This window comes from Lysobacter sp. KACC 24251 (assembly GCF_057747755.1).
This window is the reverse complement of the sequence record NZ_CM173222.1, coordinates 1,114,377-1,140,850: the sequence shown is the minus strand read 5'-3', so window position 1 is coordinate 1,140,850 and position 26,474 is coordinate 1,114,377. Positions and strand designations below refer to the sequence as shown.

Here is a 26,474-nt window from a genome sequence, read left to right as displayed (position 1 = left end):
CGCCTGTGAAGCAAGAACCTGCCCCCCTGGCCGGCGACGCGCTGACGTCGCCGGGCAGGAGGGGTTAGACGCCCTTCGCGGCCGCGAGTACGTGCCCTTCGCGCTCCAGGCGGACGATCAGACCGATCTCGCCATCCAGCGCGCGGTCGCGCGCGAGGAACGGGATGTGTTCGCGAATGGCGGCGTGGGCCGCAGCGACCGCGCGACCCGGGCGGAAGTCCGCCGACGACGACAGTTCCTGGCGCAGGCCTTCGACCTCGGCGAGGAAGCCGCCCCGATCCGGGCTCCCCGGGAGGGGCGCGCCCGCCACCTTGCTCGAAAGCGATTCGGCGTCAGCCCGGTCGGCCAGACCACGTGCGGCATTGATCATGTCGCGACGCAGGTCCAGCGCCTGGGCGGCGGTGTACAGCTCCAGTGCCAGTACCTTGCCCAGATCCTCTGCCATCGCCAGCACATGTCGCGCCTCGTTGGCGCCCATCGACACGTGGTCCTCGGCGTTGGCGCTGGTCGGGATCGAGTACACCGAAGCCGGGTGGGCTCGGCTGGCCAGGTCATTGACGATGGCCGCTGCGGTGTACTGCACGATCATGTGACCGGACTCGGTGGAGTCCTCGTTGCCGATCAGGAAGCCCGGCAGGCCGTCGTTGGTGGCGGGGTCAACCAGCTTGTTCAGGCGGCGCTCGGAGATGCTCGCCAATACCGGAATCGCGGCCTTGACGTAACTCATCGCCAGCGCCAGAGGCATGCCGTGGAAGTGGCCGGCGGAGATCACCTGTTCCTCCACGTGCTGCTTCTTCGCGTCCGGGAACACGATGGGGTTGTCGGTCAGCGCGTTGAGTTCGATATCCAGCACGCGGGCGGCCTGCGCAATGGCGTCCCGCACGGCACCGTGCACCTGCGGGATGCAACGCAGCGAATACGCATCCTGCGGCTGGTGCTTCTTCCCGCCGCGGAACGGGCGGAAGCGCGTATAGAACTTCTCGCGGCCGTGGCGCTGGTTGAACGGAACCCAATCCCAGCCGATGTCGAAGTGCAACGACTGCGCCTCGGGCGTGTCCCAGCTGCCCGGCAGCCAGGGCCGGAACTTCGGCACCAGGTGATACGGGATGTCGGACAGCGTGGAGCCGTCCAGCAGACGACGCAGGTTCGCCGCGACCTGCACCTGCCCGGGATGCGGACGCAGGTCGTGCACCTCCTCGGCAAACGCGCCAAGGCGGCCCGCGAAAGCATCGATGGTCATGGCCGCGGCAAGATCGGCGGTATCGGCCAGCTTCTCCAGGCGGTCCAGCGCCAGCACGCCGGTGGCAAGCATCTGCGCTGTGCCGTTGTTCAGCGCCAGGCCTTCCTTGTAGGACAGGGTCACGGGCGTCAAGCCGGCGCGCTTCAGCGCTTCTTCGCCCGGCATGCGCTTGCCCTCATGGAAGGCCTCGCCCCCACCCAGCAGCACGATGGCCAGGTGCGACAACGGTGCGAGGTCGCCGCTGGCACCCACCGACCCCAGCTGTGGCACCACCGGCACGATGCCGGCGTTGAGCATCGCAGCCAGCGCTTCCAGCGTCTGCACGCGGATACCGGAATGCCCGCGCATCAACGTGTTGATGCGGATGCACAGCATGGCGCGCACCACATCGGGTGCGAACGGCTCGCCCACGCACACCGCATGGGTCACGATGAGGTTGCGCTGCAGCTCCTCGTGCAGGGTTTCCCTGGAGCGCTGCGCACCGGGCAGTTCGTCGCGCAGGTGGTGCGCGCCAAGGAGACGGTCGGCGTTGCTGCCGAAGCCGGTCGAAACACCATAGATCGGCTCCTCGCGGCGGACCTGCTCGGCCAGGAAGTCAGCCGCGCGGGCCACGGCGGGCAACTGGGCGGGATCGAGTTCGACCTTCGCGCCACGGGCAACGGCTACCAGTTGGGCGCGCGTCAGCGAGCGCCCGTCAAGACGTACGATTGCGGTCATTTGTTCTGCAATGCCTCGGCCTGGGCCAGCTCCACGCGCAGGGTACGCGCCAGCTCGCCACGGGCTACTTCGAATTGATCCTCACGGCGCAGGTCCTTGACCGTCACCGTCCCCTTGGAAATCTCGTCCTCGCCCAGCACCACCACGAAGCGGATGCCCGCGCGATCGGCGTACTTGAACTGCTTGCCAAGCTTGGACGGCTCCATCACCACCTCGGTGTTGAGCCCGCCGTGGCGCAGTTCGCTGGCGATGGCCAGGCCGTGCGGCAGGTGTTCCGCGTCCATCTGGGTCACCAGCACCTGCACGGTGCTGGCAGCACTGTCGACGATGCCAGCCTCGCGCAACTGCCAGAACAACCGGGTGAGGCCGATGGAGATGCCCACGCCCGGCAGCTTCGACTTGGTGTAGTGGCTGGCCAGGTCCTCGTAGCGGCCGCCCGAACAGATCGAGCCGATCTGCGGATAGTCGTTGAGCGTGGTTTCGTACACGGTGCCCGTGTAGTAATCCAGCCCGCGCGCGATGGAGAAGTTGAGCGCGTAGTTGGACTCCGGCACGCCCATCGCGCGGACCAGCTCCAGCACTTCGCGCAGCTCGGCCACGCCCTCGCGCAGGGCATCGCTGCCCTCGCCCAGGGCGTCCAGGTGCGCTATCGCGTCCGCATGCGAGGTCGAGCGGACCTTCACGAACTGCATGATGCGATCGACGCCTTCGGCCGGCAGATTGAAGCCCTCGCCGGTCAGCGTTTGGCGCACGTAGTCCTCGCCGCGCTTGTCGAGCTTGTCGACCTCGCGCAGCACCAGCGCCTGCAAATCCGGATCGGCAACGCCCTGCGCCTCGAAGAACCCGCGCATCAGCTTGCGGTTGTTGAGCTGGATGGTGAACGCGCCGATGTTCATTTCGGAGAACACCGAGTGGATCACCGCCGGCAGTTCGGCATCGAAACGCACGCTCAGCGCGTCCTTGCCGATGACGTCGATGTCGCACTGATAGAACTCGCGGAAGCGGCCACGCTGGGCACGCTCGCCGCGGTAAACGCGCTGCATCTGGTAACGGCGGAACGGGAACGCGAGGTCGTGCTCGTGCTCGGCCACGTAGCGGGCGAGCGGCACGGTCAGGTCAAAGCGCAGGGCCATTTCCGGCCGGGCCAGCTCGCGCGCTGCGGCGCGGACCTGCTCGGCATCCTGGCCGGCCTCCACCGCCGCGGCTACCGCATTGACCCCGTTCTCCAGCGCGCCGGTGGACTGTACGAAGTACACCTGCCGCTCGGTCTCGCCGCCGGACTTGGTGAGCAACACATCCGACAGCTCCATTACGGGCGTCTCCACCGGCAGGAAACCGAAACGCTCGAAGTTGCGGCGGATCGTGTCCAGCATGCGCTGGAAGGCGATCTGGTCAGGAGGCAGCAGCTCCATGACCCCGGGAGGGGTACGCGGCTTGATCAAGCGGGTCACCAGCATTAGCGGATATGTGGCCGTACAGTTTAACGGGCGACGCGGACCGGTTGCCGGCCCGGGCGTAGGGTGTCCGACTGCGGGCTCATGAAATTTTCGACGCCACCTATTGCCCGAACGCGGATCAGTCTCTAGAATGCACGGCTCAGTCGGGGTGTAGCTCAGTCTGGTAGAGCGCTACGTTCGGGACGTAGAGGTCGCAGGTTCGAATCCTGTCTCCCCGACCAAATCTTGCAGTTCAATCAAGCCGGCAATGCCGGCTTTTTTGTGCCCGCGATTTGGCGCCGGTTCAAAGCCGCGAATCAGCCGATCTCGGCGCGTGCCCTTTGGTTGGGGCAGGACCGTGAAAGCCGCCGGCCGGAAAGTTGGCCCGGAACTTGCGGCAATTCCTCCATGACGACCCCGTGTGCCCTCGGGCATTGGCGGAGTCGCTCAACAGGGGGCGGGGCAAAACTGCGACAAACGTCACTTTATGACGTGAGCGGCCATCCGCGCGCCCAAGTTGTCACTCTTTGAGCCCGAAGCCGCCCCGATGATCCAAGAAGAAGCACTGCGCCGCGAACCGGGCCCGACCTGCGCCCCGGATCCGGACCATGAAATCCCCCCGCAAGCCCCGCTGACCCTCAGCCCGTTGTTGCCTCCGGCCTCGCCACCCACGGCAAGACGCCCGCTTTACGTCCCGGTGCGCGCCAAGTTCACTCTGGCCCTGCTGATTGGCCTGGCTTGGGCGGGCCTGAGCATCTGGCTGTCGCTGCCATGGGTGGATGACCTGACGCGCCTCATCGGACGGCCGCTGGCGCTGTTCGTCATCGCCTTTATCGCCTACGTACCGGGCTTCATGAACGCCTTCCTGATCAGCACGATCCTGATGGACCGGCGTCCGGAGCGGAAAATCCCCGCGCACTACCCCGGCGTGTCCGTACTGGTGGCCTGCTACAACGAGGCCGCCAACATCGCAGGGACCATCACCAGCTTGGCCAAGCAGGGCTACCCGGGAAAGATGGATGTGCTGATCCTGGACGACGGCTCGACCGACGATTCGATAGCGCAGGCCGAAGCGGCCATCGCGCAGGCCGCGCTTCCCGGCGGCCACACCATCCGCGTGGTTTCCGGCGGGATCAATGTCGGCAAGGCAGGCGTGTTGCGCCGCGGCCTTGAGATGGCCCGCCACGACCTGATCGTGACCGTCGATGGCGATTCGTGGGTGTACGCCGACGCGCTGCAGCGCCTCGTCGAGCGCTACCTGGCCGACCCACCCAATACCCGCGCCGTCGCGGGCGCGGTGCTCGCGCGCAACTCGCGCAGCAACTGGCTGACGCGGGTACAGGAGTGGGACTACTTCCATGGCATCGCCGCGGTCAAGCGCATGCAGAGCATGTACCACGGCACACTGGTCGCGCAGGGTGCGTTCTCGCTCTATGACCGCGCGGCGCTCCTGGAAGCCGGCGGCTGGCCCGATTGCGTGGGTGAGGACATTGTCGCATCGTGGGGTCTGCTGGAACGCGGCTACCGCATCGGCTACTGCGAAGACGCGATCGTCTTCACCAACGTCCCCGACCGCCTCCGCCAGTTCGCGCGGCAACGCAAGCGCTGGTCGCGCGGCCTGATCGAAGCGTTCAAGAGCCACCCGGGCCTGTTGCACAAGCCGCGGATGAGCCTGCTCTTCATCTGGTGGAACGTGCTGTTCCTGCCGCTGGACCTGGTCTACACCTTCGTGTTCATCCCGGGCGTGATCGCGGCACTGTTCGGCCATTACCACATCGTGGGCATCATGACCCTGCTGGTGCTGCCGCTGGCGATGCTGTGGAACGCTTTCATCTACCGCGTGCAGCACCGCATGTTCAAACGACAGGACCTGAAAGTCCGGCGCAACCCTGTCGGATTCCTCGTGTACATGCTGGTGTACTCGCTGATCCTGCAACCGATCTGCGTGTGGGGGTATGTGTCGGAGCTTGCCGGTCTGCGCAAGAACTGGGGAACGAAATGAGGCGCGCCCTGTCCGTCGCCCTGCTGCTGGCTTGCGCCCTGCCCCTCCACGCGCAGGATGTCGCGGGCGGCGTGGATGTCTTCGCCTCCGACGACGGCGATGACACCAGTGTGCTGCGCACTGCGCTGACGGCCTATTACGGCTACGAAGATCCGACCCACTTCCGGGGGGTCACGGTGGAGCACGCACGCATTCGCCCGCTCGCCACCGACGGCTGGTCGGAGAACCGGGTCTACTACCGTTTCGCTGACAGTGCGGAAGACTGGACGTGGAACGCACAGGTGGGAACCAACGGGCATACGCTGCTGGGCAATGCCAGCCTGGTGCGCGAGGGGAGCCGTCGCCAGGAGTATTTTGTCGAGCGCGACGTAGTGGAGACACTGCAGGGGGAACAGGGGCTCTACTCCACCTTCGTGGGGGCGGCCGTCGACCTGCCGCTGGATAGCACGGAACGCCAGCAGTTGACCCTGCTCGCGGGCGTGCAGGACTTCACTGGAAAGAATGTGCGCGGCCATCTGCGAGCCACATACAGCGTGCAACTGGTGCCCGATTGGGGCCTGGGTGCGCAACTGCGCACGCGGGCGTTCCACAGCAGCCACCCGGACGAGGCCGACTATTACTCGCCACGCTGGTTCGCCGAGGCAATTCCCATGCTGCGCCTGCGCCGCTTCCACCACCGCTGGATGTTCAGTGCCGCGGCCGGTGTCGGCGCCCAGCGCGACAGCCGCTCGGATAGGCGTGCCGCACGCCTGGCGCAGGTGGTGATCGAGAGCCCACGCGCCGCGCGGCGTTGGTACCTGCGTGCTACCGGCACGTACAGCAACACGCCAGTGGGAGAAGGCGTCAACTACGGCTACCGCCAGGTCGGGTTGCAGTTCATCCAGCCATTCTGATCACAGGGCGTAGCGCGGCGAAGGTCGCGCTACGCGGCGGCGGGTGGCGCACGACTGCCCGTATCACCGGTCACAACAGGTCCGGGTGTCGCACCTGGCCCTCGCCGCGCACCACAAAGCGCTCAATGGTGAGTGACTCCACGCCCATCGGGCCATAGGCATGCAGGCGCGTGGTGGAGATGCCGATCTCCGCACCCAACCCCAACTGGCCGCCGTCGTTGAAGCGCGAGGATGCATTCACCATCACCGCGGAACTGCGCGTGCCACGCACGAACGCCTCGGCCGCCTGTGCGTCTTCGGTGGCGATCACTTCAGTGTGGTCGGAACCATGGCGCGCGATGTGCGCCAGTGCCTCCTCGAGGCTGTCCACGACCCGCACGGCGATGATCAGGTCCAAGAATTCTGCGGCGTAATCGGCTTCGTTGGCCGGGTGGACGCCCTGGACGATGGCTTGGGTGCGCTCGCAACCCCGCACCTCCACGCCGCGCGCCCCCAGCGCAGCCAAAGCGGGAGGAAGGAACGCCTCGGCGACGTCGCGATGGACCAGCAGCGTCTCCAGTGCGTTGCAGACCCCGGGCCGGGACGCCTTCCCATCCAGCAGCAGGTTGAGCGCCTTGTCCAGGTCGGCAGCGCGATCCACGTACAGGTGGCACACGCCCTTGTAATGCTTGATCACCGGGACTCGCGCGTGTTCGGCCACGAAACGGATCAGGCCCTCGCCGCCGCGGGGAATGGCCAAGTCGACCAGGTCGGTAAGCTGCAACAGTTCCAGCACGTGTTCGCGCGCGGGATCAGAGATCGTGGACACAGCGGCCTCCGGCAGGCCTTCGGCGCGCAGTGCGGCGTGGAGACAACTGGCGATGGCGCCATTGCTGGCCCGCGCCTCCGAGCCCCCCCTGAGCAGGACAGCATTGCCCGCTTTCAGGCACAGCGCCGCGGCATCGGCCGTCACATTTGGGCGCGCCTCGTAGATCATGGCGATCAGCCCCAGCGGCACGCGCTGGCGCTCCACCACGACCCCGTTGGGACGCACTTCGCGGCGCGTGACCTGTCCCAAGGGATCGGGTTGCGCGGCCACGTCGCGCAGCGCATTGGCAACGGCCAACAGGCGTGCACCATCCAGCATCAGCCGGTCGAGCATCGCGCTGCTCAGCCCCGCCTCCCTGCCCCGCGCCAGGTCTTCGGCATTGGCAGCCAGGATTGCATCGCGGCTGGATTCAAGCTGCGCAGCCATGCCCTCGATCAGCCGCCGGCGCGTTGTCGCGTCCGTCGTGGCCATGATGGCCGCAGCCACGCGGGCCTGCTCGGCCAGTTGTCTGACGTAACCACTCATGCCTTGCTCCCCGCATGCAGCACCACCAGATCATCGCGGTGGATCACCGATTCGCCGTAGCGGAAACCGAGGAGCGCCTCGATCTCGCTGCTGTGGTGGCGGGCGATGCGCCGCACTTCGCTGGCGTTGTATTGCGCCTGTCCGCGCGCCAGTGGCTGGCCAGTGCTCACCGCGCGGATATCGACGACATCACCCCGGCGGAATTCGCCTTCGACGGTGACTACCCCACCCGGCAACAGCGAGGCGCCGCGACGGTGCAGCGCGCCCTCGGCGCCCTCGTCCACGAATAGCACCCCGGAGGCAGGCGCGTGCCGCAACCACTGCTTGCGCGCACGCAGGCGGTCGCCATGCCCCGCAATCAGCGTGCCGTGCAGCATGCCCTGCGACAGCGCCCGCACGATCGCATCATCGCGGCCACAGAACAACGCGGTGGCAATCCCGGCCGAGGCGGCCTTGGCCGCCGCTTCCAGCTTGGTGTGCATGCCGCCCGTGCCCAAGCGCCCCGCGCCGCCACTCGCCGCGGCAAACAACTCGGGCGTCACGCACTCAACGAAGGTGATGGGACGTGCGCCGGGGTCCTGCTGGGGGTGCGCGCTGTAGAGGCCGCCGATGTCGGTGGCTATCAGCAATAGGTCGGCCTCGACCAGTGACGCTACCGCCGCGGCAAGGTTGTCGTTGTCGCCAAGCTTGAGTTCGTCGACCGCAACGGTGTCGTTCTCGTTGACGACGGGCAACGCGCCCAGTCGCAGCAGTTCGTGCAGGGACTCACGGGCGTTCAGGTAGCGGCGGCGATTGCGCAGGTCATCGTGGGTCAGCAGTACCTGCGCAACCGGCACGGGCGAAAGCGCCTGCCAGAAGGCGATCAGCGAGGCCTGCCCCAATGCGGCCAGTGCTTGGCGCTGCACCAATCCGTTGCCACCGGTGGCGATGCGACCCCGTCCGGCGGCCACGGCGCCCGACGACACCAGCACCACTTCGCGACCCTGTGCGCGTGCCTCGGTGACGAAGCGCGCCAGGCTGGTGGCATGGCGGGCATCCAGTCCGCTGCCGGGGGTCTGGTCGGCAAAGCCCGCCAACAGGCTGCTGCCCACTTTCAGAACGGCGCGACGCCAAGACGGCAGGGGCTGCGCGATGAAGTCCCCCGCCGCCCCGTTCATTGCAGCGCGTCCAATCGATGCTGCAGGACGTCCAGACGCAAGTCGGCGGCCGCACCGGGCGAAACCCGCGACCGGAGGCTGGCTTCGGGATCGCCCTCCGCCCAGCGCGCCGGATCGGCGGCCTGCTTGTAGGCATCGCGGAACGGCATGCCTTGGCGCGCCAGATCCACCGCCAGGTCGGTGGCGTACATCGACGGGTCGAGAGCCTCCCGCATCCGCTCGGGCCTCCACTCCAGGTTGCGCAACAGGTCCGGCAGCAGCTCCAACGCGCCCAGGCCACGGCCAAAGGCATGGAAAATCGCACCCTTCGAGAACTGCAGGTCGCGGTGGTAGCCCGACGGCAGCGACAACAGCTGCTCGATCTCGGTGCGCGCGGCGGCCACGGCTGAGTAACTGGCGCGCATCAGTTCCACCACGTCCGGATTGCGCTTGTTGGGCATGATCGAGCTGCCGGTGGTGTACTCGGCAGGCAGCGCGACAAAGCCGAACTCGGCGCTGGTGAACAGGCTCAGGTCCCACGCCAGGCGCCGCACATCCAGCAGCGCGGCGCCGAGCGCATCGATCGCGCCCATTTCAAACTTGCCACGCGAGAGTTGCGCATAGGTCGCGGCCACCTGCATCCGGCCGAAGCCCAGCGCCTGCGTGGTGTGGTCGCGTGCCAGCGGCAGATTGACGCCATAGCCGGCGGCGCTGCCCAGCGGGTTGGCGTCCACCCAGGCCAGTGTGTCGCGGGCGCGCACGGCATCGTCGATGAAGCCCTCGGCCCAAGCCGCCCACCACATGCCCCCGGACGAGACCATCGCCCGCTGCAGGTGGGTGTAGCCGGGGATCGGCAGCGAGGCTTCCGCCGCCGCACGCGCCAACGCCACCTCGGCGCTTTCGCGGCACAGCGCCATCACTCGCGCCAATCGGTCCTTCAGCCACAGCCGTGTGGCCACCAGGACCTGGTCGTTGCGGCTGCGGCCGGTGTGGATGCGGCGACCAGCGTCTCCCAGCCGCTCGATCAGGCGGGCTTCGATGGCCGAATGGCCATCCTCGAACTGTTCGTCCAGAACGAAGCGTCCCGCGCGGAAATCCTCGGCCAGCACTGCCAGCTCGCGCTTGATGCCGTCCAGCTCCTCGCCCGTCAGGATGCCGATCTGCTGCAGACCCTCGGCATGCGCACGGCTGGCCTGGATGTCGAAGAGAAAGAACTCGCGGTCGAGGATCACGTCCTCGCCGGCAAGGAAGCGCTGGATGCGCTCATCCACCTTCACGCCGGGTTTCTGCCAGAGCAACTGGGTCATGGAGGAATCTTCCTTCGAATCAATCGTTGCCGGTGGAAATACCGGCCATTTCATCCAGCCCGAAAGCCAGGTTCAGGTTCTGCAGCGCCTGCGTGGCGGCACCCTTGAGCAGGTTGTCTTCGGTGGCGACCACCACCATGCGACGGCCGTCTTCGGACAGGGCGAAGCCACCGATGTCGACGTGGTGCGCGCCCGCGATGCGACTGACCCAGGGGGCCTCGTCGTGCACCCGCACCAGCGGTTCGCCGGTAAAACGCTCCCGGTAGCGGGCGAAGACCTCGTCCCGCGTCATCGGCTGCGACAGGTGCAGGTTGGCAGTCAGGGTGATGCCCCGGAAGTGCGGCGCCACGTGCGGCATGAACTCGACGGGATGCCCCAGGTGACGTGTCACCTCACGCTCGTGCACGTGGTTGACCAGCGCGTATGGCATCAGGTTGTCACGCAGCTTGCCAGGATCGTTCTTGTCCGATGCCGTGGTGCCGGCGCCGGAGAAGCCCGAAACGCCAAAGCACTGCACGGGCCCTGCCAGCACGTCGAGCATTGGCGCGATGGCCAGTTGCATGGCGGTGGCATAGCAGCCGGGGTTACTGATGCGGCGCTCGCCGCGATAGCGGCTGCGGGTCAGCTCGGGCAGGCCGTAGTACCAGCCGTCGTCGAAACGATAATCCGCCGACAGGTCGATGATCACCGGATCCACGCCCACGGCATCGAACGCGGCCACGCAATCGGCAGCCTTGCCGTTGGGCAGGGCGAGCACGACGGCGTCCGCCCCCAGCGCCGGCAAGTCGGCATTCGAGGGGGCGGTATAGCGCAACTCACCCCGATAGGCGGCGTTGTGATCCGACACCTTCTGGCCTGCCAGTTCACGCGAGGAGACGAAGGCCAGCTCGAAGCGCGGATGGCCCGCGATCAGCGTGATCAGCTCCGCGCCCACGTATCCGCGGGCACCGACAATGCCCAGTCGGATGCCATGTTTGTCATCCATTGCGATGTCCTTCCAGCTTGGCCTGCAGGTGCCGCTTCACGGCTGGCCATTCCGAGTCGATGATGGAAAAAACCACGGTGTCCCTTGGGCTGCCGTCACTGTGCCGCTTGTTGTTCCGCAGCACGCCGTCCTGCTTGGCACCGAGGCGCGCTATCGCCGCACGCGAGGCAGAGTTGAACCAGCTGGTCTCGAACGACACCGCAATGCAGCCCAGTGCCTCGAAGGCATATCCCAGCAACAGCCGCTTGGCCTCGGTGTTCAGGCCCGTGCGCTGCGCATGCTTCGCATACCAGGTGTAGCCAATGCACAGATTGGGCACCTCGGGGTCGAGCGCATAAAAGCGCGTCGTGCCTACCACCTCACCACTCGCGGAACGGACCGCAAATGGCAACACGCGACCGGCCGCCTGGACGTCCAGCGCGGCCTGGATGTAACGCTCCACCCCGTCAGGCTCAGGCACGCTCGTATACCAGCAGCGCGACAGCTCGCCGTCGCCCAGCGCGGCGCGCAGACCCCCCGCATGCTCCATGCGTAGCGGCTCGAGCGTCACATGCTCCCCACGCAGCGTCGGCACCACCTTCCAACTGGCGTTCATTTCCATTTGCTAGACCTTCAACGTCGCCGGGCGTGCATCGCAGTGCTCCACGCACCAGCGGATGTCGTCGAACTTCTCCATGCCGTACCAGAACACCCGCCAGGGGCCCTGCTTGATGCTGCCGTCTGACTCGCCGTGGTAGAAGGCGTTTACCGGGTTGCCCTGGCGCGAACGCCAGAACAGGCGTGGATTCTCCTCGCGCATGACCTGCCACACCGCACGGCCAAGGCCTTCGCCCTGCGCGTCGTCCAGCACGGCGAACTTGTCCAGGTAGGTGTAGCCACCCTCTTCCGTCAGGATCACCGCGGTGCGGTAGTTCTCGCTGACGTAGGCACGGAACAATCGGGTGCGCTCGCAGTAGTCCGGAAGCAGCTTGCGTCCGAAGGCCGACTCGATCAGCACGCGCAGGCGGTCCAGATCGAGCTGGCCCCATTGGCTGACGCTCAGTACGCGTTCGCCGCGGCGAACCAGCGTGCCGGACCCCTTGTGGGTGAACAGCTCCTTGGCCAATTCATCCGGACGCGTGATCGATACGGACGAAGTCAGGGGCAGCTTGTCCAGCAGGTCCTTGATCTGCTCGATCTTCACCCGCATGCCGCCGTTGATCCACGGCTGCGCCATCAGGTGGTCGTATTCGGTGGACAGGTTGATGGAATCGATCACCTGACCATTGTCGTCAAGCAACCCGCCCGTTCCAGTCAGGAACACGATCTTGTAAGGCTGGAGCACCTGCACCAGCTCGTTGGCGGCGAAGTCAGCGTTCACGTTGAGGATCTGCCCGCCCGCGGTTTCGCCCAGGCTGGCAATCACCGGGATCGAGCCGGCGTTGAGCGCGGCCTCGATCGAGGCCAGGTGCACGCGCTTGACCTCGCCCACCAGCCCGTAGGTATCGCGGTCCAGGTACTCCGCTTCGAAAACGCCCGAGACAATGGAAGTGGCCCGCGCGTCGAACGCCTGCAACGCCTCGACCAGGCGCAGGTTCTGTGCATGGAACACGCGCCGGACGATGGCCAGCGCTTCCGGCGAAGTCACGCGCAGGCCGTTCACCGTCTGCTTCTCAATGCCCGCCGCGGACAACTCCTGGTCGAGCTGCGGGCCGGCCCCATGGATCACGATAGGGGTCAGCCCGACGTCCTGCAGGAAAGCCAGCGACGAGGTGAGCGCGTCGATATCGTCGCGCAGCACCGCGCCGCCCACCTTCACCACCGCGAATTTCTTGGCGTCCAGCTGGGAAAAGCGCTTCAGGTACTGCGAAATCTCCTTCGCGCCAGCCATGCTGGACAGCAGGCGGACGATGGTCTGGCGGGTCTGGATGTCGTGTGCGTCGTTCATTGTGTGGTGTGCCCGGCGAGGATCCGGGTAACGGAATCGGTGTAGCGACGGAGCTGGTCGAGCGAGACCCACTCGTCGGCGGTGTGCGCCTGGGCGATATCGCCCGGGCCGTAGACAATCGCGGTCAGGCCCGCGGCGGAGAACAGCGAGGCCTCGGTCCAGAAATCGACCGCGTTGCCGATCGGCAGGCCCAATGCGTCAGCGAGGTCCCGCGCGGCGAGTCGGTTCTCCTCGGCACTGGCGGTATCGCCCGCAGGCAGCGACGGGCCGCGGAACGTCTCTTCATAGCGCTCGATGCCGCCCGCCTCGATCAGCGTGCCGAACTGCTCGTGCAGCCCATCGATGGACATCGACGGCAGCGGGCGGAAGCCAAAGCGCACCTCCGCACTGGGCGCGATCATGTTGGCCTTGATGCCGCCCTCAACCTTGCCGATGTTGAAGCGCAGGCCGGTCAGGCCACCAAAGCGCTGGTGCGACTGCGACTCGACGAAATCCAACGCACGACTTCCCCAGCGCATCGCCTGGTGCAGTGCGCTGGCCTGCATCGCGTTGGCACCGGACGCATGGCCCGCCGCGCCCCGGAAGCGCAGCAGCACCGAGCTGATACCCCGGTGTGCCAGCACCGCCTCGCACTGCGTCGGCTCGGCGATGATCGCGTCGGTGAACCCGTGTTCGCGTGCCAGGAATGCCGCGATGCAACGTGGGTCGTTTGCTTCCTCGTCGGTGCTGAAGAGGAAGGCCGCATCGCCCCGGGTCGCGCTCGCAGCCGCAAGCAACCCTGCCGCCGCACCCTTGATGTCGCAAGCGCCCAGGCCGATGGCGCGGTCGCTGGTCACGCGGAGCACGTGCGGGTTGGCCGTCCATGCCGGCGAATCCGGCACGGTATCCATGTGCACGTTGAACACGCGCCGCGGGTTGCCGCGCACCGCCAGCAGCGACACCGCACCTTCACCGTGATCGGTGACTTCGATGCGGAAGTCCGGCAGTTGCGCACGGATGTAATCGAACATCCCGCCGGTGCCGATCAGGCGTGGCGGGTTGCGGGTGTCGTGCGACACCAGCACTTCCAGGTGTTGCAGGACCTTGTCCAGCATGGTCGTCACTTGCGGTTGACCTCGGCCCACAGCGTGCTGCTCATGCCGAACAGCTTGATGAAACCCTCGGCCTCGGCCACGCCCCAGTCCGCCGACTGCGCGTAGGTCGCGCCCTTGGCGTTGAGGATGTGCGCCGATTCCACGGCCACCGCGCCCACGCTACCGCCTTGGGTCTCCAGCACCACGTCGCCGTTCACCGTCGCCTGGCTGGACGCCAGGAACGCCTCCAGGTCGGTCTTCAGCGGGTCGTGGAAGAAGCCCTCGTACACCAACTCCACCCACTTGCGCGCCACCTCAGGCTTGAAGCGGTTCTGCTGCTTGGTCAGCACTGCTTCCTCCAGCGCCCGATGTGCGGTCAGCAGCGCCGCCAGGCCCGGGGCCTCGAAGATTATCCGGCCCTTCAGGCCGATCGTGGTGTCGCCGGTGTACAGGCCCCGGCCCACGCCGTACTGCGCGAACAGGTCGTTGAGCTTGGCCAGGATGCGGTGGCCGTCCATCTTCTCGCCGTCCAGCGCCACGGCCTCGCCGTTGACGAAGCTCAGGCGCACGCGCAGCGGCGCCGTCGGCCATTCGGCGCGCGGCTTGCACCAGCCCACCGCGCCCTCGCCAGGGGCCTGCCACTTGTCGATTTCGCCGCCGGACATGGTCAGTCCCAGCAGGTTCTCGTTGATTGTGTAGGCCTGCTGCTTGGCGCGCACGCCAAAGCCGCGCTCCTCCAGGTACTTTTGCTCGTAGGCGCGGGTCTGGGTGTGCTCTTTCTGGATCTCGCGGATCGGCGCCACGATTTCGTAGTCGCCCGAGGCCTTAACCGCCAGGTCGAAACGCACCTGGTCATTGCCCATGCCGGTGCAACCGTGGGCGATGGCGTTGGTACCCAGTTCCGCGCAACGCTGCAGCGCCGCATCCACGATCAGGTAACGGTCGGAAACCAGCAGCGGGTACTGCCCCTGGTAGCCCTCGCCCGCCCACACGAACGGCTTGACGAAGCCGTTCCAGATGGCCGGGCCGCCATCCACCGTGACGTGCGAAGTGGCGCCCAGCTCAGCCGCGCGTGCCTCGATATAGGCCCGTTCGTCGGCGTCCACGCCGCCGGTGTCGGCGAACACGGTGTGCACGTTCCAGCCACGCTCCTGCAGGTACGGCACGCAGAAGCTGGTGTCGAGTCCGCCGGAAAAGGCGAGGACGATATCTTTGCTCATGGGGGGAGGTTCTCGGTTGGGGTGCCCCACTCGGGGCCAAGAAGTAGAGGGTGGTCCTGGACGCCTTCAGCCGCCGTCAAGGGCGCCTGGACAAACGCGTCGCGCGCGTCACTGCCCGATCAGCGCGGCCATCACGGCCTTCTGCACATGCAGGCGGTTTTCGGCCTCATCGATGGCGATGCACTGCGGCGAATCCATCACCGCGTCGGTGGCCTTGACGTTGCGGCGCAGCGGCAGGCAGTGGCTGAAGACGCCGTTGTTGGTCAGCGCCATCTTGGCTTCGTCGACGATGAAGTGCTGGTACTGGTCGCGGATAGGCTTCTCCGGCGCCCAGTTACCGAAGAACGGCAGCGCGCCCCAGCTCTTGGCATACACCACGTCGGCACCCGCGTAGGCGCTCTGGATGTCGTGGCTGACGGTCAGCGAGCCGCCGCTCTCGGCCACGTTCTGCTCTGCCCAGCCCATGTATCGCTCGTCGAGGATGTAATCGGGCGTCGGGCACAGCAGAGTCACGTCCATGCCCAGGCGCGTGGCAATGGTCAGCGCCGAGTTGGCCACGGCGGTGTTCAGGGGCTTGGGGTGGTAGGTCCATGTCAGCACGTACTTCTTGCCGCGCAGGTCGGTGGTGCCGAAGTGCTCCTGCAGCGCCAATGCGTGCGCCAGCTCCTGGCACGGGTGGGTGATCGTCTCCATGTTGATCACCGGCACCGGCGAGTACTTGGCGAACGACTTCAGCACGATGTCCTCGCGGTCATACGCCCAGTCCACGAACTTCGGGAACGCTCGTACGCCGATCAGGTCGACGTAGCGGCCCAGCACGCGCGCCACTTCGGCGATGTGTTCCTCGGTGTCCCCGTCCATCACCGTGCCTAGGTTGAACTCGATCGGCCACGCGTCCTTGCCCGGTTGCAGCACCACCGCGTGGCCGCCCAGTTGGAACGCGCCCAGCTCGAAGCTGGTGCGGGTGCGCATGGAGGGGTTGAAGAACACCAGCGCGATCGACTTGCCCTTCAGCGCGTCGCCCAGCTTGTGCTGCTTGAACAACGCCGCCTGGGTCAACAGGGCATCCAGGTCGGTACGCGACCAGTCCTGGGTGTTGAGGAAATGCCTCATGGAAGCCGGCGAGTGGGAGGTGGTCATCGGGGTGTCCAGGTGGTGGAGCTGGGTGGGGGTAGGGGTCGGTTGCGGCTGAAACTGAAAACGAAAAAGCCCAGCACTGAGGCTGGGCTTTTCGTGTGTCGTGTTGCGTTCACGAACGGCGTGCGCCGTTACCCAGCCGGATTGGGAGGCAACGGTCGGCGCGCGCGCGAAGTCATGCCCGCCGCCATCCAGGCGGAGGTCAGCACGTCGGCGTCGGCGTAAAAGGCGTTCATGAGGGAGCGAATGCTCGCACGTGGGGGCGGCGGGGGCAATAGTCCGTTGGGCGAACGCGCCCGGCTCAGCGGGTCCGCACGCCAGGCACCGCCGGGGTCACCCCGATCCGGATGCGCAGGCGGTTGCCGGGGTCTTCGGGCAGGCGCGAACGGTATCGTGCGCCCTTGTAGACATAGTCCACGTCATACGCGATGGGGCGCCGGAACTCCCGAGCGACCGGCACCGGGCGGCAGTCGACCTGGCCTTCGGCCTCGTCACGGGTCAACGCACCCTTCACCGCACCCACCACGCGACCAAGGCGACTGTCGCCCTTGCCGGCCTGTTCGCAGCGCTGCTCCACCCGGGTGGCCTTCAAGGTCTGGTACACGGGCGTCACCCGCAGCACCTGGGCGTAGTCGTACCGCACATTCTCGGACTGCAGGACGGTGGCGTCCTGCGCATGCGCACCGCTGGCGCACAGTGCCAGCAGCGCGCAAAGCGCAGCCGAGCGGGGGGCGTGGTAAGCGAAGGGCATACGCATGGCGTGCAAGTGTAGTCCGTGACGGCCGCCACGGGCTGAACCCCTGCTGTCACGATCTTGTCCTCCACGGGCCCGGAACCCGGGCAACGCCCCGGGGGGCCAGCGCCGGGCCACCGCGATACAGGGCCAGCCCCGCTACAATGCCCCGTCCACTGCCGTAGCCCCCATGAGCCTGCACCTCTACAACAGCCTGACCCGCCGGGTCGAACCCTTCGTCCCCGCCGATCCGAACCGCGTGACCATGTATGTCTGCGGCCCGACGGTCTACAACTACGTGCACATCGGCAACGGCCGCGGGCCCGTGGTGTTCGGCGTGCTGGCGGACGTGCTCCGCCGCCGCTACGGCGCCCTCGCCTACGCCCGCAACATCACCGACGTCGACGACAAGATCAACACGGCCGCCCGTGAACAGGGGGTGCCGATCTCGACCATCACCGACCGTTTCGCCGCTGCGTACCGCGAGGACATGGCCGCGCTGGGCGTGCAGCCGCCGGACATCGAGCCGGAGGCCACCCGCCACATCCCGCAGATCATCGCCATGATCGAACGCCTCATCGCGGAAGGCCATGCCTACGCCGCCGAGAGCCACGTCATGTTCGCCGTGGGCAGCTTCGACGGTTACGGCAAGCTGTCCCGCCGCGACACCGAGGACATGCTGGCCGGTGCCCGCATCGAAGTGGCGCCCTACAAGCGCGACCCGGGCGACTTCGTACTGTGGAAGCCTTCCACCGACGACCTGCCCGGATGGGACTCGCCGTGGGGTCGCGGCCGCCCCGGCTGGCACATCGAATGCTCGGCCATGGCCGAGGCGCACCTGGGCGAGACCATCGACATCCATGCCGGTGGCGTTGACCTGCAATTCCCGCACCACGAGAACGAGATCGCGCAGAGCGAGTGCGCCCACGGCGGCAAGCCCTTCGCCCGCTGGTGGCTGCACAACGGCATGCTCAACTTTGGCGGCGCCAAGATGAGCAAATCGCTGGGAAACATCGAGAAGATCCACGATCTGGTGCGCGCGCACCCGCCCGAGGCGCTGCGCTACGCCCTGATCTCGGCGCACTACCGCCAGCCGCTGGACTGGTCGGACAACCTGATCGAACAGAGCATCCGTACCCTGGACCGTCTGTACGGCACCCTGCGCGACATCGATGCGCTGGTGGCCCCGGGCGATGCCCCGGACGCGGCCATTCCCGCCGCCATCGAAACCGCACTGGACGATGACCTCAATACCCCGCAGGCACTGGCCGAGCTGGCGTCCATCGCCGGCAATGCCCGCGTGCTGCGCAATGCCCTCGCGAATGGCGAGGTGGAGGGCGACGACGGTCCGCTGAAGGCCCTGGCCACGTTGGGCAGCAGTCTGCGCGCCGCCGGCCGTGCGTTGGGGCTGCTGCAGCAGCAGCCGGAGGCGTGGTTTGCGCGGGGCGCGAGTGGCGACGACGATGCCCGCATCCAGGCGCTGGTCGATGAGCGCACCGCGGCCAAGAAGTCCCGCGACTTCGCCCGGGCCGACGCGCTGCGCGACCAGCTCGCCGCGGACGGTATCCTGCTGGAAGACACGCCACAGGGCGTGCGCTGGCGCCGGGCCTGAGTTGGAGCCACCGACATGACCGTCTCTCCCTTCCCGCTCGAACCCACCGCCCCCGAAGCCCAGGCCGCCATCCGCGAGGAATTTGCTTTCTTCGGCGACTGGGCCGAGCGCTACCAGTACCTGATCGACCTGGGCCGCAAGCTGCCCGACCTGCCCGCCGAATGGAAGGTGGAGGACAACCGCCTGCAGGGTTGCCAGTCGCTGGTGTGGATCGTGGCGGAAGGCGATGCCGACCGGCTGGTCTTCCACGCGATCAGCGACTCGGCCATCGTTTCCGGCCTGATCTACCTCGCACTGCGCGTGTATTCGGGCCGCAGCGCGCGTGAGATCCTCGCCACCGAGGCGGACTACATCGCCGACATCGGCCTGGCCAAGCATCTGTCGCCCACGCGCAGCAACGGGCTGACCTCGCTGCTCGGCTTCATCCGCGACAAGGCCCAAGCCGCCCTGTGAGCACGCCGGTACCGGGGGTGGCCACGGTACTGCGCAACCCTGCGTTCCTTGGCCTGCTGGGCTACCGCCTGCTGGCGATGCTGTCGTACCAGATCGTGGCCGTCACCGTTGGCTGGCACATTTACCAGCTGACGCGCGACACGCTGTCGCTGGGCCTGATCGGCCTGGCCGAGGTGTTGCCTTACATCGCCTTCGCCCTGTTCGCAGGCTATGCCGTGGACCACCTTCCCCGTCGCCGGCTGGGCATGGCCGCGTGCCTGGGGTTGTGCGTGACCACACTGGTGCTGGCCGGTGTCGCCCACGGCAGCGTGCCGGCGATGGGCACGATCACCATCTACGTCGCCATCGCCTGCAATGGCGTGGTCCGCGCGTTCCTTGCCCCGGTGTACATGTCCTTGTTCGCGCGGGTGCTGCCCCGGGAGGCCTACGCCCGAGGCGCGGGTATCAGCAGCGTGGTGATGCAGACCGGACTGGTGGTAGGCCCGGCCTTGGGCGGTGTGCTGGTGGCATTGGGAGGCAAGACCACTGCGTACCTGGTCGCCGCGGCATTCGCACTGGCGGCCGCCATCGCCATCATCAGCCTTCGCGTCTCCGAACCCGCCCTGCCGACCGAGCGCGCCCCTATCTTTCGCAGCATCGGCGAGGGCCTGCGCTTCGTCTTCAACAACCAGGTGATCCTGGGCGCGCAAGCCTTGGACATGTTCTCGGTGCTGTTTGGTGGCGCGGTGGCCCTGCTCCCGGCCTTCATCAATGACGTCTTCCACTACGGCCCCGAGGCACTGGGCATCCTCCGCGCGGCCCCGGCCGCGGGTGCGGTGCTGGTGGGCATGTGGCTGGCGCGCCATCCGCCGGACCGCAACGCCGGCCGGCTGTTGCTGGCCGCGGTGGCCGGCTTCGGCCTGTGCATCATCGGCTTCGCGCTGTCGCGCCACTTCTGGCTGTCGGCCGCGCTGCTCATGATGTCGGGCATGTGCGACAGCGTGTCGGTGGTGGTGCGCTCCACGATCCTGCAGTTGTCCACCCCCGACCACATGCGCGGACGCGTGGCCTCGATCAACGGCATTTTCATCGGCTCTTCCAACGAGCTGGGCGCGTTCGAATCGGGCGTGGCGGCGCGGGTACTCGGGCTGGTGCCGTCGGTGATCTTCGGCGGCAGCATGACCCTGGCGGTAGTGGGGATCACCGCGCGATATGCCCCGAAGCTCCGCAGGCTCAACCTGGGGGAGCTTCGCTGACCGCCGGCGTGCGGCTCACCGCCCCTGCCGTTGCATCGCGACTGCTGCAACGCTCCAAGCCCGCGCCTCAGAAACGGTACAAGGCGCTCAACAGGTAGTAGCGCCCGCGCGGGTCGTCCGTGGCGAAGTCGTAGCCCGCCTGTTCCACGTCATAGCTCACCGGATCGTGGCCGAAGACGTTGCGGAGGTGGAACGAATAACGCCACTGCGCTGATGCCGCATAGGCAATGTCGAGATCGAACAAGCTGAAGCCCGGCGTGACGCAACGACCCTGTTCCACGTTCTTCCACAGACACGGCTGGTCCGGCGCGTGCACCCGCACCGAACCCGCGCGGCGCCAGTTAAACGTGTGTGTCCACTTGCCCATGGCCCAGTCCACGGAGCCCAACAGGCTGTGGCGCGGTACGCGGTAGCCGGCGTGGTCGAGCGTGGGTGCCCCCGCAAAACGCGTGCGCTCCAAGCGCTCAAGGAAATACGCACCGCCCCGGATCCCGAAACGCCCGATCGACCTCGTCTGCCACCGGTATCGCAACTCGGCTTCGTACCCGCGCAGGTCACTGTCGCCGACGTTCTCGTAATAGTCGTTGATGCCGATGAGGTACCCCGCATCGTCGCGCACCAGCGACCGCGGAAACGCCGCCGCGTCATCGGCCGCGCTGACCGGCAGGATTTCGTCGTGTCGGCTGATGCGGAAATAATCGAGGCTCAACAGGAAACGCTCGGTGGGGGCCCACACCACCCCGAAGGTCTGGCTGGACGAGGTTTCCGGTTCGAGATCGGGGTTCTCCGTCGAGCCACGCAGCAGTCGGCAGTACGTGCCCAGGCCGGGATCGCTCACCTCGTCGAGGCATGGCCCGAATTCGGGCTGGAAAGCGAAGAAGTCGTAGTTCTCCTCCACGCCTGGGCGCCGCAGCTCGAACAGCGTCGGCGCACGGTAGCCCGTAGCGATGGTTCCCCGCACGGTGAGGGCGTCGACAACGTTCCACTTCAGCCCCAGCTTCGGCGACCACCGGCTTCCGTAGCCCTCACGATAGTCCAGCCTGAGGGCGAGGTCCGCGTGCACGCGCGGCACCAGCGGCAAGCTGAGCTCGCCATACAGCGCCGCACCTGCACGGTGCTCGTCGATGCGGATCTTCTGCGGGCCCAATGCGACATCGTGTTCGAGCATCAGGGCGTCCGGCCGATGCTCCAGTCCGTCAAGGAACACCTCCAGCCCGGTGGCGAACTTGGCCTGACCTCCCCTCATGGTCCACGCCGGCCCATTGGCACCCACGCCCACCTGTTCAAAGCTGGAGGTCCCGCGGGTCGTGAGTGCGGGCGATATCGCAGCCAGCAGCCCAGGCGGGTTCTCCCCCCCGAATCGGTAGGCGTTCTCGTACACTGCGTCCACGAACACCGTCTCGCGCACCAGGCCGCCGGTCCGGCTGGTCACAGCGTTGCGATGGTGCGCCGCGCTGGCGTGCCACTGCCACTCGCCCAGCCAACCGTTCAGCCCGGTGGCGAGGTCCCAGGATGTCGCGTCGGTGTCATTGCGGATGGGGCCGATGTCGAAGAAGGCATAATCCAGCCGCTCCATGCCCGATATCCAGTCCGGGTGGGTGCGGGGCACCAACACGCTGGCGTGGAATGGGGCGCGCCAGAGCGTCTGTTCCGCATGCGTCACCCGCAGGCTGGAATGCCACTCCGCGTTTTCGCCCACCGGGACGCGCGCGCTCGCATAAAGCGAGCCGCGCTCGGTTTCCGGTTCCAGGCTTTCGTAGCGCGGCGGGTCGAAGACGCAGCTGCCCTGCGAATCCGGGGTCGCGCCAGGGCAATGCCGACGAAGCAAACGACCGCTGGAACTACGGTACCCCAGGCGGTAGCGCCAGTCGCCCAGGCGCAGGTGTCGCAGATTGCGGGTGCGCCAGCTGCGCTGCGCACCCACCATCCCTTCATTGCGGAAGTACTCCGCGCCCAGGAACAGGTCGCCACCCTCGCCCCATGCGTGGCCCACCGTCATCGAAGCCTGCGTCTGTTCCGCCTCTCCGACCGCGGTCCCGCCGCGGCGGATGACCATCGTCGGCGCCTCGGCATCCTTGCGCAGGATGATGTTGATCACACCGGCCATGGCATCGGCACCGTAGATGGCCGACGCCCCCCCTCGGATGATCTCGATGCGGTCGACGATGCTCAGCGGGATGCTCGCGAGGTCGGTAAGCCCCCCCAGATCCGCCGAAACCAGTCCGTAATTAGCGAGGCGCTGGCCATCCACCAGGAACAGAGTTGCCCGCGGCCCGAGGGCGTAGAGACTGGTCGTCGCCGCAGAGGCGAAGGGCTGCTGGGTGCTACTGCCCCCCTCGACCGCCACCTCCACCGGATGGTGGCCGACCATGCCTGGTTGCTCGCGCAACAATTCGAACAGCGTGAGATGACCACTCGCCTCGATCTGCTCGCGGGTGATCCGGGTCATCGGGGACGCTTCGATCCCATCGACCGGCACGCGCGGAATATGCGTCCCCGTCACCGTCACCGGACCCACGTCCACGGGACGGTCAACAGGGATGCTGGAGCGGGGCGTGGCGCCCACCCGGCGCGGCTTCGGCGGCACCTTCTCTATGACGAAGGCGTCATCGGTCACCGCGACGGCACGGAGCCCAGTGCCATCCAGCAGCATGGCCAGTGCGGCAGCAACCGAGGGGGCGCCAGACACGGGGCGCGAGCGGAGGGGTGCCACCAGCACGGCGGAGTACAGCAGCTGGATTCCCGACTGACGTGCCAACGCCTTGAGCGCGTCGTCCAAGGGTCCTGCTGGAATGCTCAGCGAGCGCGCTTCACGCGTCGCCGGTCCACGAACCTGCGCCACAGCCGTCGGCACAATGCCGGACAGCATGGCAGCGAGGGTCAGGGCATTAGTGCAGCGCGGCCGGGGCATGCGCGGGCGTCACGGGTCAGGGTAAACGCCCCACATTACGGACGCGCGACATCGCGTGCAACGTCGGGACACGCGCCTCAGTTGACTGTCAGCGCTGTCACCGATGCAGGCGGATCTCATCCGGTCCGACACGACGGGCGTGCAGTCCCCACCCGCGTTCCAGCGCCGACACCAGCGCATCCTGGTTTCCGGCCCGGAACACGCCACTGACACTGATCTCGGCCAATGCCGGGTCGGCCAAGGTCAACTTGGTGGTGGAGTATCGATTGGCCTCGGCGAGGAGCGCGTCCAGCCGGTGCTCCTTGAACACCAGCTCGCCCTGCGTCCAGCCCTCCGCGACGGCGATGTCGAACGTCTCCACCGGGGCGAACCCGGCGCCAGCCTGCAGGGCCACCTGCTCGCCCGGCGCCAGGCGCACGCGTTCCACCTTGCCAGTGGACATCGGGGCCGAAACGACCACCGCGCCTTCAACCAGCCCCACGCGGGTCGCACCGCCCGTGCGGCTGACCTGGAACGTGGTGCCAATGTCGCGGATCGTCGTGGTGCCCGCATGCACCAGGAACGGGCGGGGATCGTCCCCCACCACCAGTTGCACGCGACCCGCGTCAACATCGACTTCGCGCTGGCGCTGGTCCATGCGGACGCTGACTGCCGACGCGGTATCGAGCAACAACGACGTGCCGTCGGCCAGTTCGATGGTGCGCTGCTCGCCCACGAGAGTCGCGAAGTGCTGCTCCGGTGTCGGGGCCGACGGCTGCAGACGCCAGGCCAGAACTCCGACCGCGACGGCCAGGCTGGCCGCCACTGCCCACCCCCAGTTCCGCAAGCCCTGGCGATCGGAAAAGGCGTTCCGGCCTTCACGACGCGCCTTCCGTGCCGCTGCCCGCAGCAGGTCGTCATCGGCAAGCTCGGCGGCCGCCGAGTGGATGGCGTCTGCCCACACCCACGCCTCGACATGCCGCGGCGACTGCGCCAGCCAGTCCTCAAACGCCGCGCGTTCGCTGGCATCGCAATCCGGGGCGTCCAGTCGCGCCACCCACCATGCGGCCTGGTCTGCGTCCAGCTTGGAGGTGTGTTCGTTCATGTTCATGGCCAATCCGTGTGACCGCCGTTGTTGCCGCGCAGGTGCACGCGCAGCAGTGAAAGGGCCTTGCCGATGTGCTTCTCGACGGCCTTGACCGAAATCCCGCAATGACGCGCGATCTCGGTGTAACTCATGTCTTCGATCCGGTTGAGCAGGTAGACCTCGCGGCAACGCGGGGGCAAGCGCAACACGGCTGTCCGCACCGCCATCAAGGCCTGCTGGTGCGCCACGCGTTCGTCCTGTGCCGGCTCCGCCGACGGCAGCGCAAGGACGTCGTCCTCCAGGCTGACGTGCGCATGGGCCATGCGACTGGCATCGCGGCGGCCGCGGTCGGCCAGCGCGTTGAGCCCAATCCGGTACATCAACGGGCGCAGGGCCTCGACCGGTTGGCCGCCGTAGCGCATCAGCCGCACCATCGTCTCCTGCGCCACGTCCTGTGCGTCGTCGTCGGATACCCGCCGACGCAGGAATGCCACCAGCAGCGGCCGGTGCTCGCGCACGAAGTGCTCAAAGCCAGCCCCCGGGGCGGTGTCCGGCCCAGGCGGCGACGCGGCGCTCAAGCACGCCTCCAGCGCACGTGCAAACGCGTCTTCGCAGAGTTCCGCCACTGGAGAGCCGTCATCCAGCACACGGCCTCCCGCCCGACGGTCGCGCGGAACCGTGGGTCCATCGGGTCTGGCGGTGACAACGGGAAACCCATCGACTCATGTCCCCAAGAACGCCGCCGGAATGCCACCTCCCTACCCCGCCGCGCAAACAACGACGCCCCGGCATGGGGGCGTCGTCGAGTCCGGGCCGGCAAACGCGACTGGCGCGCGGGCTTCGGTAGGCGTCAGTCGCCCATCTGCTTCTGCAGGTGCTCCCAGCGTTCCTGGGCGTCAATGGTGCGCTCGGCGGTCAGGCGCGCCTCGAGGCGCTCCAGGCCGATTTCCTCACCGGTGTCCACGCAGTAGCCGTAGTCACCCGAGTCGACGCGCTTGAGCGTGCTGTCAATCTTGCTGATCAGCTTGCGGTAGCGGTCGCGGGTTCGCAGTTCCAGCGAGTTCTCGGTCTCGCGGGTCGCGCGCTCGGCCTCGTCACCGACGTCGCGAACTTCGTCCTTGAGGTTCTCGATGGTCTGCTTGGATTCCTCGACCAGGTCCGCACGCCACTGCATCAAGCGCTGGCGGAAGTATTCGAGCTGCAGCGGGCTCATGTATTCCTCGTCCGCGCTGGGCTTGTAGCCCTTGGGAACGATGGGGCGGCCACTGCCTGGTTCAACGTTGTACTGCACGACTTTCACCTTGCCTTTCGGTGCCGGCTCGTGCGGCTTCGCCGCAACGGCCACGGCCACCTTTCCAACCTTGCGGGGGGCCGCAGGCGGATTGTTCTGGGGGGGAGCCTTCTCGACCGTGGGCTTGCTGGCCACTGCCTTCACCGGGGCTTCCGGCTTGGCGGCCGCGGGGGCGGGCGCCGTGGGCTTGGCCGCCGGCACGGAGGCCGGCTTGCTGACCGCGGTCGGCTTGGCGACGGGCTTCTCGGCGGCCACCTTGGCCACCGGGGTCTTCTTTGCAGCCGGGGCGGATTTGGTCGCCACGACCTTCTTGGCCACCGGCGCCTTGACCGGGGCCTTGGTCGCCACCGGCTTGCGGGCCGGGGCGGCCTTCTTGGCCACGACCTTGGAGCTGGTCGCGGCGGATTTCTTGGCGGGAGGCGCCTTCTTGGCGGGTGCCGACTTGCTGGTGGCGCCCTTCGTCGCAGCAGGCTTGGTTGCCACAGCCTTCTTGGACGCCGGCATCTTCGGGGCAGGCTTCTTGGCTGCCACCGGCTTGGTCGCGACCGACTTGGTCGGCGCCTTCTTGGCGACCGGCTTCTTGGCCACAGCCTTCTTCGCAGCCGGCTTGGTGGTCGCGGCCTTCTTGGCAGCCGCCTGCTTGGCGGCCGGCTTGACGGACTTCTTGATGGCCTTGGCGGCCTTCTTCGCGGTTTTCTTCACTGCCACGAGCGACGTGTCCTTTTGATTCCCTTGTGACGGGAAGGCGCGCTGTTATACCCTGCCCC

Annotated in this window: 21 protein-coding genes and 1 tRNA gene; 6 read left to right on the top strand and 16 right to left on the bottom strand. The window is 67.2% G+C overall.

Annotated features, from left to right (window positions below; genetic code table 11):
* Window positions 1-64 precede the first annotated feature (64 nt).
* Window positions 65-1,957 (bottom strand): HAL/PAL/TAL family ammonia-lyase, encoded by a 1,893-nt coding sequence (locus tag AC3ARF_RS05465; RefSeq protein ID WP_498930992.1) that lies wholly within the window; start codon window positions 1,955-1,957, stop codon window positions 65-67.
* Window positions 1,954-3,399: a histidine--tRNA ligase gene (hisS, locus tag AC3ARF_RS05460; protein WP_498931767.1), complete on the bottom strand. Its 1,446-nt coding sequence runs from the start codon at window positions 3,397-3,399 to the stop codon at window positions 1,954-1,956. Before hisS ends, AC3ARF_RS05465 begins: the two co-directional genes overlap by 4 nt.
* A gap of 159 nt (window positions 3,400-3,558) precedes the next feature.
* Between hisS and AC3ARF_RS05455 the strand changes: the two genes are divergently transcribed.
* The 3 genes from AC3ARF_RS05455 (at window position 3,559) to AC3ARF_RS05445 (ending at window position 6,288) form a co-directional block, all read left to right on the top strand.
* A tRNA-Pro gene (locus AC3ARF_RS05455) sits at window positions 3,559-3,635 on the top strand.
* A 305-nt stretch (window positions 3,636-3,940) separates the two neighbouring features.
* Entirely contained in the window at window positions 3,941-5,395 is a 1,455-nt protein-coding gene (locus tag AC3ARF_RS05450) for a glycosyltransferase family 2 protein (RefSeq protein WP_498930990.1), read from the top strand.
* A complete protein-coding gene (locus tag AC3ARF_RS05445; protein ID WP_498930988.1) occupies window positions 5,392-6,288 on the top strand; it encodes a hypothetical protein in 897 nt (298 codons plus the stop codon). Before AC3ARF_RS05450 ends, AC3ARF_RS05445 begins: the two co-directional genes overlap by 4 nt.
* 70 nt (window positions 6,289-6,358) lie before the next feature.
* On the opposite strand, the gene AC3ARF_RS05440 is transcribed toward AC3ARF_RS05445, so the two are convergent.
* From AC3ARF_RS05440 to AC3ARF_RS05395, 10 genes are all read right to left on the bottom strand, one after another.
* The gene (locus tag AC3ARF_RS05440; RefSeq protein WP_498930986.1) at window positions 6,359-7,621 is read right to left on the bottom strand and encodes a glutamate-5-semialdehyde dehydrogenase; all 1,263 of its coding nucleotides are present in this window, start codon (window positions 7,619-7,621) and stop codon (window positions 6,359-6,361) included.
* Window positions 7,618-8,778, bottom strand: a complete 1,161-nt coding sequence (gene proB, locus AC3ARF_RS05435; protein WP_498930984.1) for a glutamate 5-kinase — start codon at window positions 8,776-8,778, stop codon at window positions 7,618-7,620. The genes AC3ARF_RS05440 and proB overlap by 4 nt, the downstream gene beginning before the upstream one ends.
* Complete coding sequence (argH, locus tag AC3ARF_RS05430; RefSeq protein WP_498930982.1) at window positions 8,775-10,064, bottom strand: argininosuccinate lyase; 1,290 nt, start codon at window positions 10,062-10,064, stop codon at window positions 8,775-8,777. Before argH ends, proB begins: the two co-directional genes overlap by 4 nt.
* Window positions 10,065-10,083: 19 nt before the next feature.
* The gene (argC, locus tag AC3ARF_RS05425) at window positions 10,084-11,049 is read right to left on the bottom strand and encodes an N-acetyl-gamma-glutamyl-phosphate reductase (protein WP_498930980.1); all 966 of its coding nucleotides are present in this window, start codon (window positions 11,047-11,049) and stop codon (window positions 10,084-10,086) included.
* A complete protein-coding gene (locus AC3ARF_RS05420) occupies window positions 11,042-11,650 on the bottom strand; it encodes a GNAT family N-acetyltransferase (protein WP_498930978.1) in 609 nt (202 codons plus the stop codon). Before AC3ARF_RS05420 ends, argC begins: the two co-directional genes overlap by 8 nt.
* Before the next feature lie 3 nt (window positions 11,651-11,653).
* A complete protein-coding gene (locus tag AC3ARF_RS05415) occupies window positions 11,654-12,976 on the bottom strand; it encodes an acetylglutamate kinase (RefSeq protein ID WP_498930976.1) in 1,323 nt (440 codons plus the stop codon).
* The gene (locus AC3ARF_RS05410) at window positions 12,973-14,070 is read right to left on the bottom strand and encodes an acetylornithine deacetylase (RefSeq protein WP_498930974.1); all 1,098 of its coding nucleotides are present in this window, start codon (window positions 14,068-14,070) and stop codon (window positions 12,973-12,975) included. The genes AC3ARF_RS05415 and AC3ARF_RS05410 overlap by 4 nt, the downstream gene beginning before the upstream one ends.
* A 5-nt stretch (window positions 14,071-14,075) precedes the next feature.
* Complete coding sequence (locus AC3ARF_RS05405) at window positions 14,076-15,269, bottom strand: argininosuccinate synthase (RefSeq protein WP_498930972.1); 1,194 nt, start codon at window positions 15,267-15,269, stop codon at window positions 14,076-14,078.
* Between the two features lie 108 nt (window positions 15,270-15,377).
* Complete coding sequence (locus AC3ARF_RS05400; RefSeq protein WP_498930970.1) at window positions 15,378-16,409, bottom strand: N-acetylornithine carbamoyltransferase; 1,032 nt, start codon at window positions 16,407-16,409, stop codon at window positions 15,378-15,380.
* A gap of 298 nt (window positions 16,410-16,707) precedes the next feature.
* On the bottom strand, window positions 16,708-17,157 hold the full coding sequence (locus AC3ARF_RS05395; RefSeq protein WP_498931765.1) for a hypothetical protein: 450 nt from the start codon (window positions 17,155-17,157) through the stop codon (window positions 16,708-16,710).
* Window positions 17,158-17,329: 172 nt separating this feature from the next.
* Here AC3ARF_RS05395 and cysS point away from each other — a divergent pair, with 172 nt between their 5' ends.
* The 3 genes from cysS to AC3ARF_RS05380 are packed head-to-tail and all read left to right on the top strand — an operon-like array spanning window position 17,330 to window position 20,439.
* Window positions 17,330-18,751: a cysteine--tRNA ligase gene (gene cysS / locus AC3ARF_RS05390; protein ID WP_498930968.1), complete on the top strand. Its 1,422-nt coding sequence runs from the start codon at window positions 17,330-17,332 to the stop codon at window positions 18,749-18,751.
* Between the two features lie 15 nt (window positions 18,752-18,766).
* A complete protein-coding gene (locus tag AC3ARF_RS05385; RefSeq protein ID WP_498930966.1) occupies window positions 18,767-19,204 on the top strand; it encodes a SufE family protein in 438 nt (145 codons plus the stop codon).
* Window positions 19,201-20,439, top strand: coding sequence for an MFS transporter (locus tag AC3ARF_RS05380; RefSeq protein ID WP_498930964.1), 1,239 nt, complete (start codon window positions 19,201-19,203; stop codon window positions 20,437-20,439). Before AC3ARF_RS05385 ends, AC3ARF_RS05380 begins: the two co-directional genes overlap by 4 nt.
* A gap of 67 nt (window positions 20,440-20,506) precedes the next feature.
* Here the strand turns inward: AC3ARF_RS05380 and AC3ARF_RS05375 are convergent, their stop codons facing one another.
* The 4 genes from AC3ARF_RS05375 to dksA all read right to left on the bottom strand — a co-directional run bounded on the left by AC3ARF_RS05375 (window position 20,507) and on the right by dksA (window position 26,415).
* Window positions 20,507-23,308, bottom strand: a complete 2,802-nt coding sequence (locus AC3ARF_RS05375; RefSeq protein ID WP_498930962.1) for a TonB-dependent receptor domain-containing protein — start codon at window positions 23,306-23,308, stop codon at window positions 20,507-20,509.
* Window positions 23,309-23,447: 139 nt separating this feature from the next.
* A complete protein-coding gene (locus AC3ARF_RS05370; RefSeq protein WP_498930960.1) occupies window positions 23,448-24,440 on the bottom strand; it encodes a FecR family protein in 993 nt (330 codons plus the stop codon).
* A complete protein-coding gene (locus tag AC3ARF_RS05365) occupies window positions 24,437-24,994 on the bottom strand; it encodes an RNA polymerase sigma factor (protein ID WP_498930958.1) in 558 nt (185 codons plus the stop codon). Before AC3ARF_RS05365 ends, AC3ARF_RS05370 begins: the two co-directional genes overlap by 4 nt.
* A gap of 272 nt (window positions 24,995-25,266) precedes the next feature.
* Entirely contained in the window at window positions 25,267-26,415 is a 1,149-nt protein-coding gene (gene dksA, locus AC3ARF_RS05360) for an RNA polymerase-binding protein DksA (RefSeq protein ID WP_498930956.1), read from the bottom strand.
* Window positions 26,416-26,474: the final 59 nt, after the last annotated feature.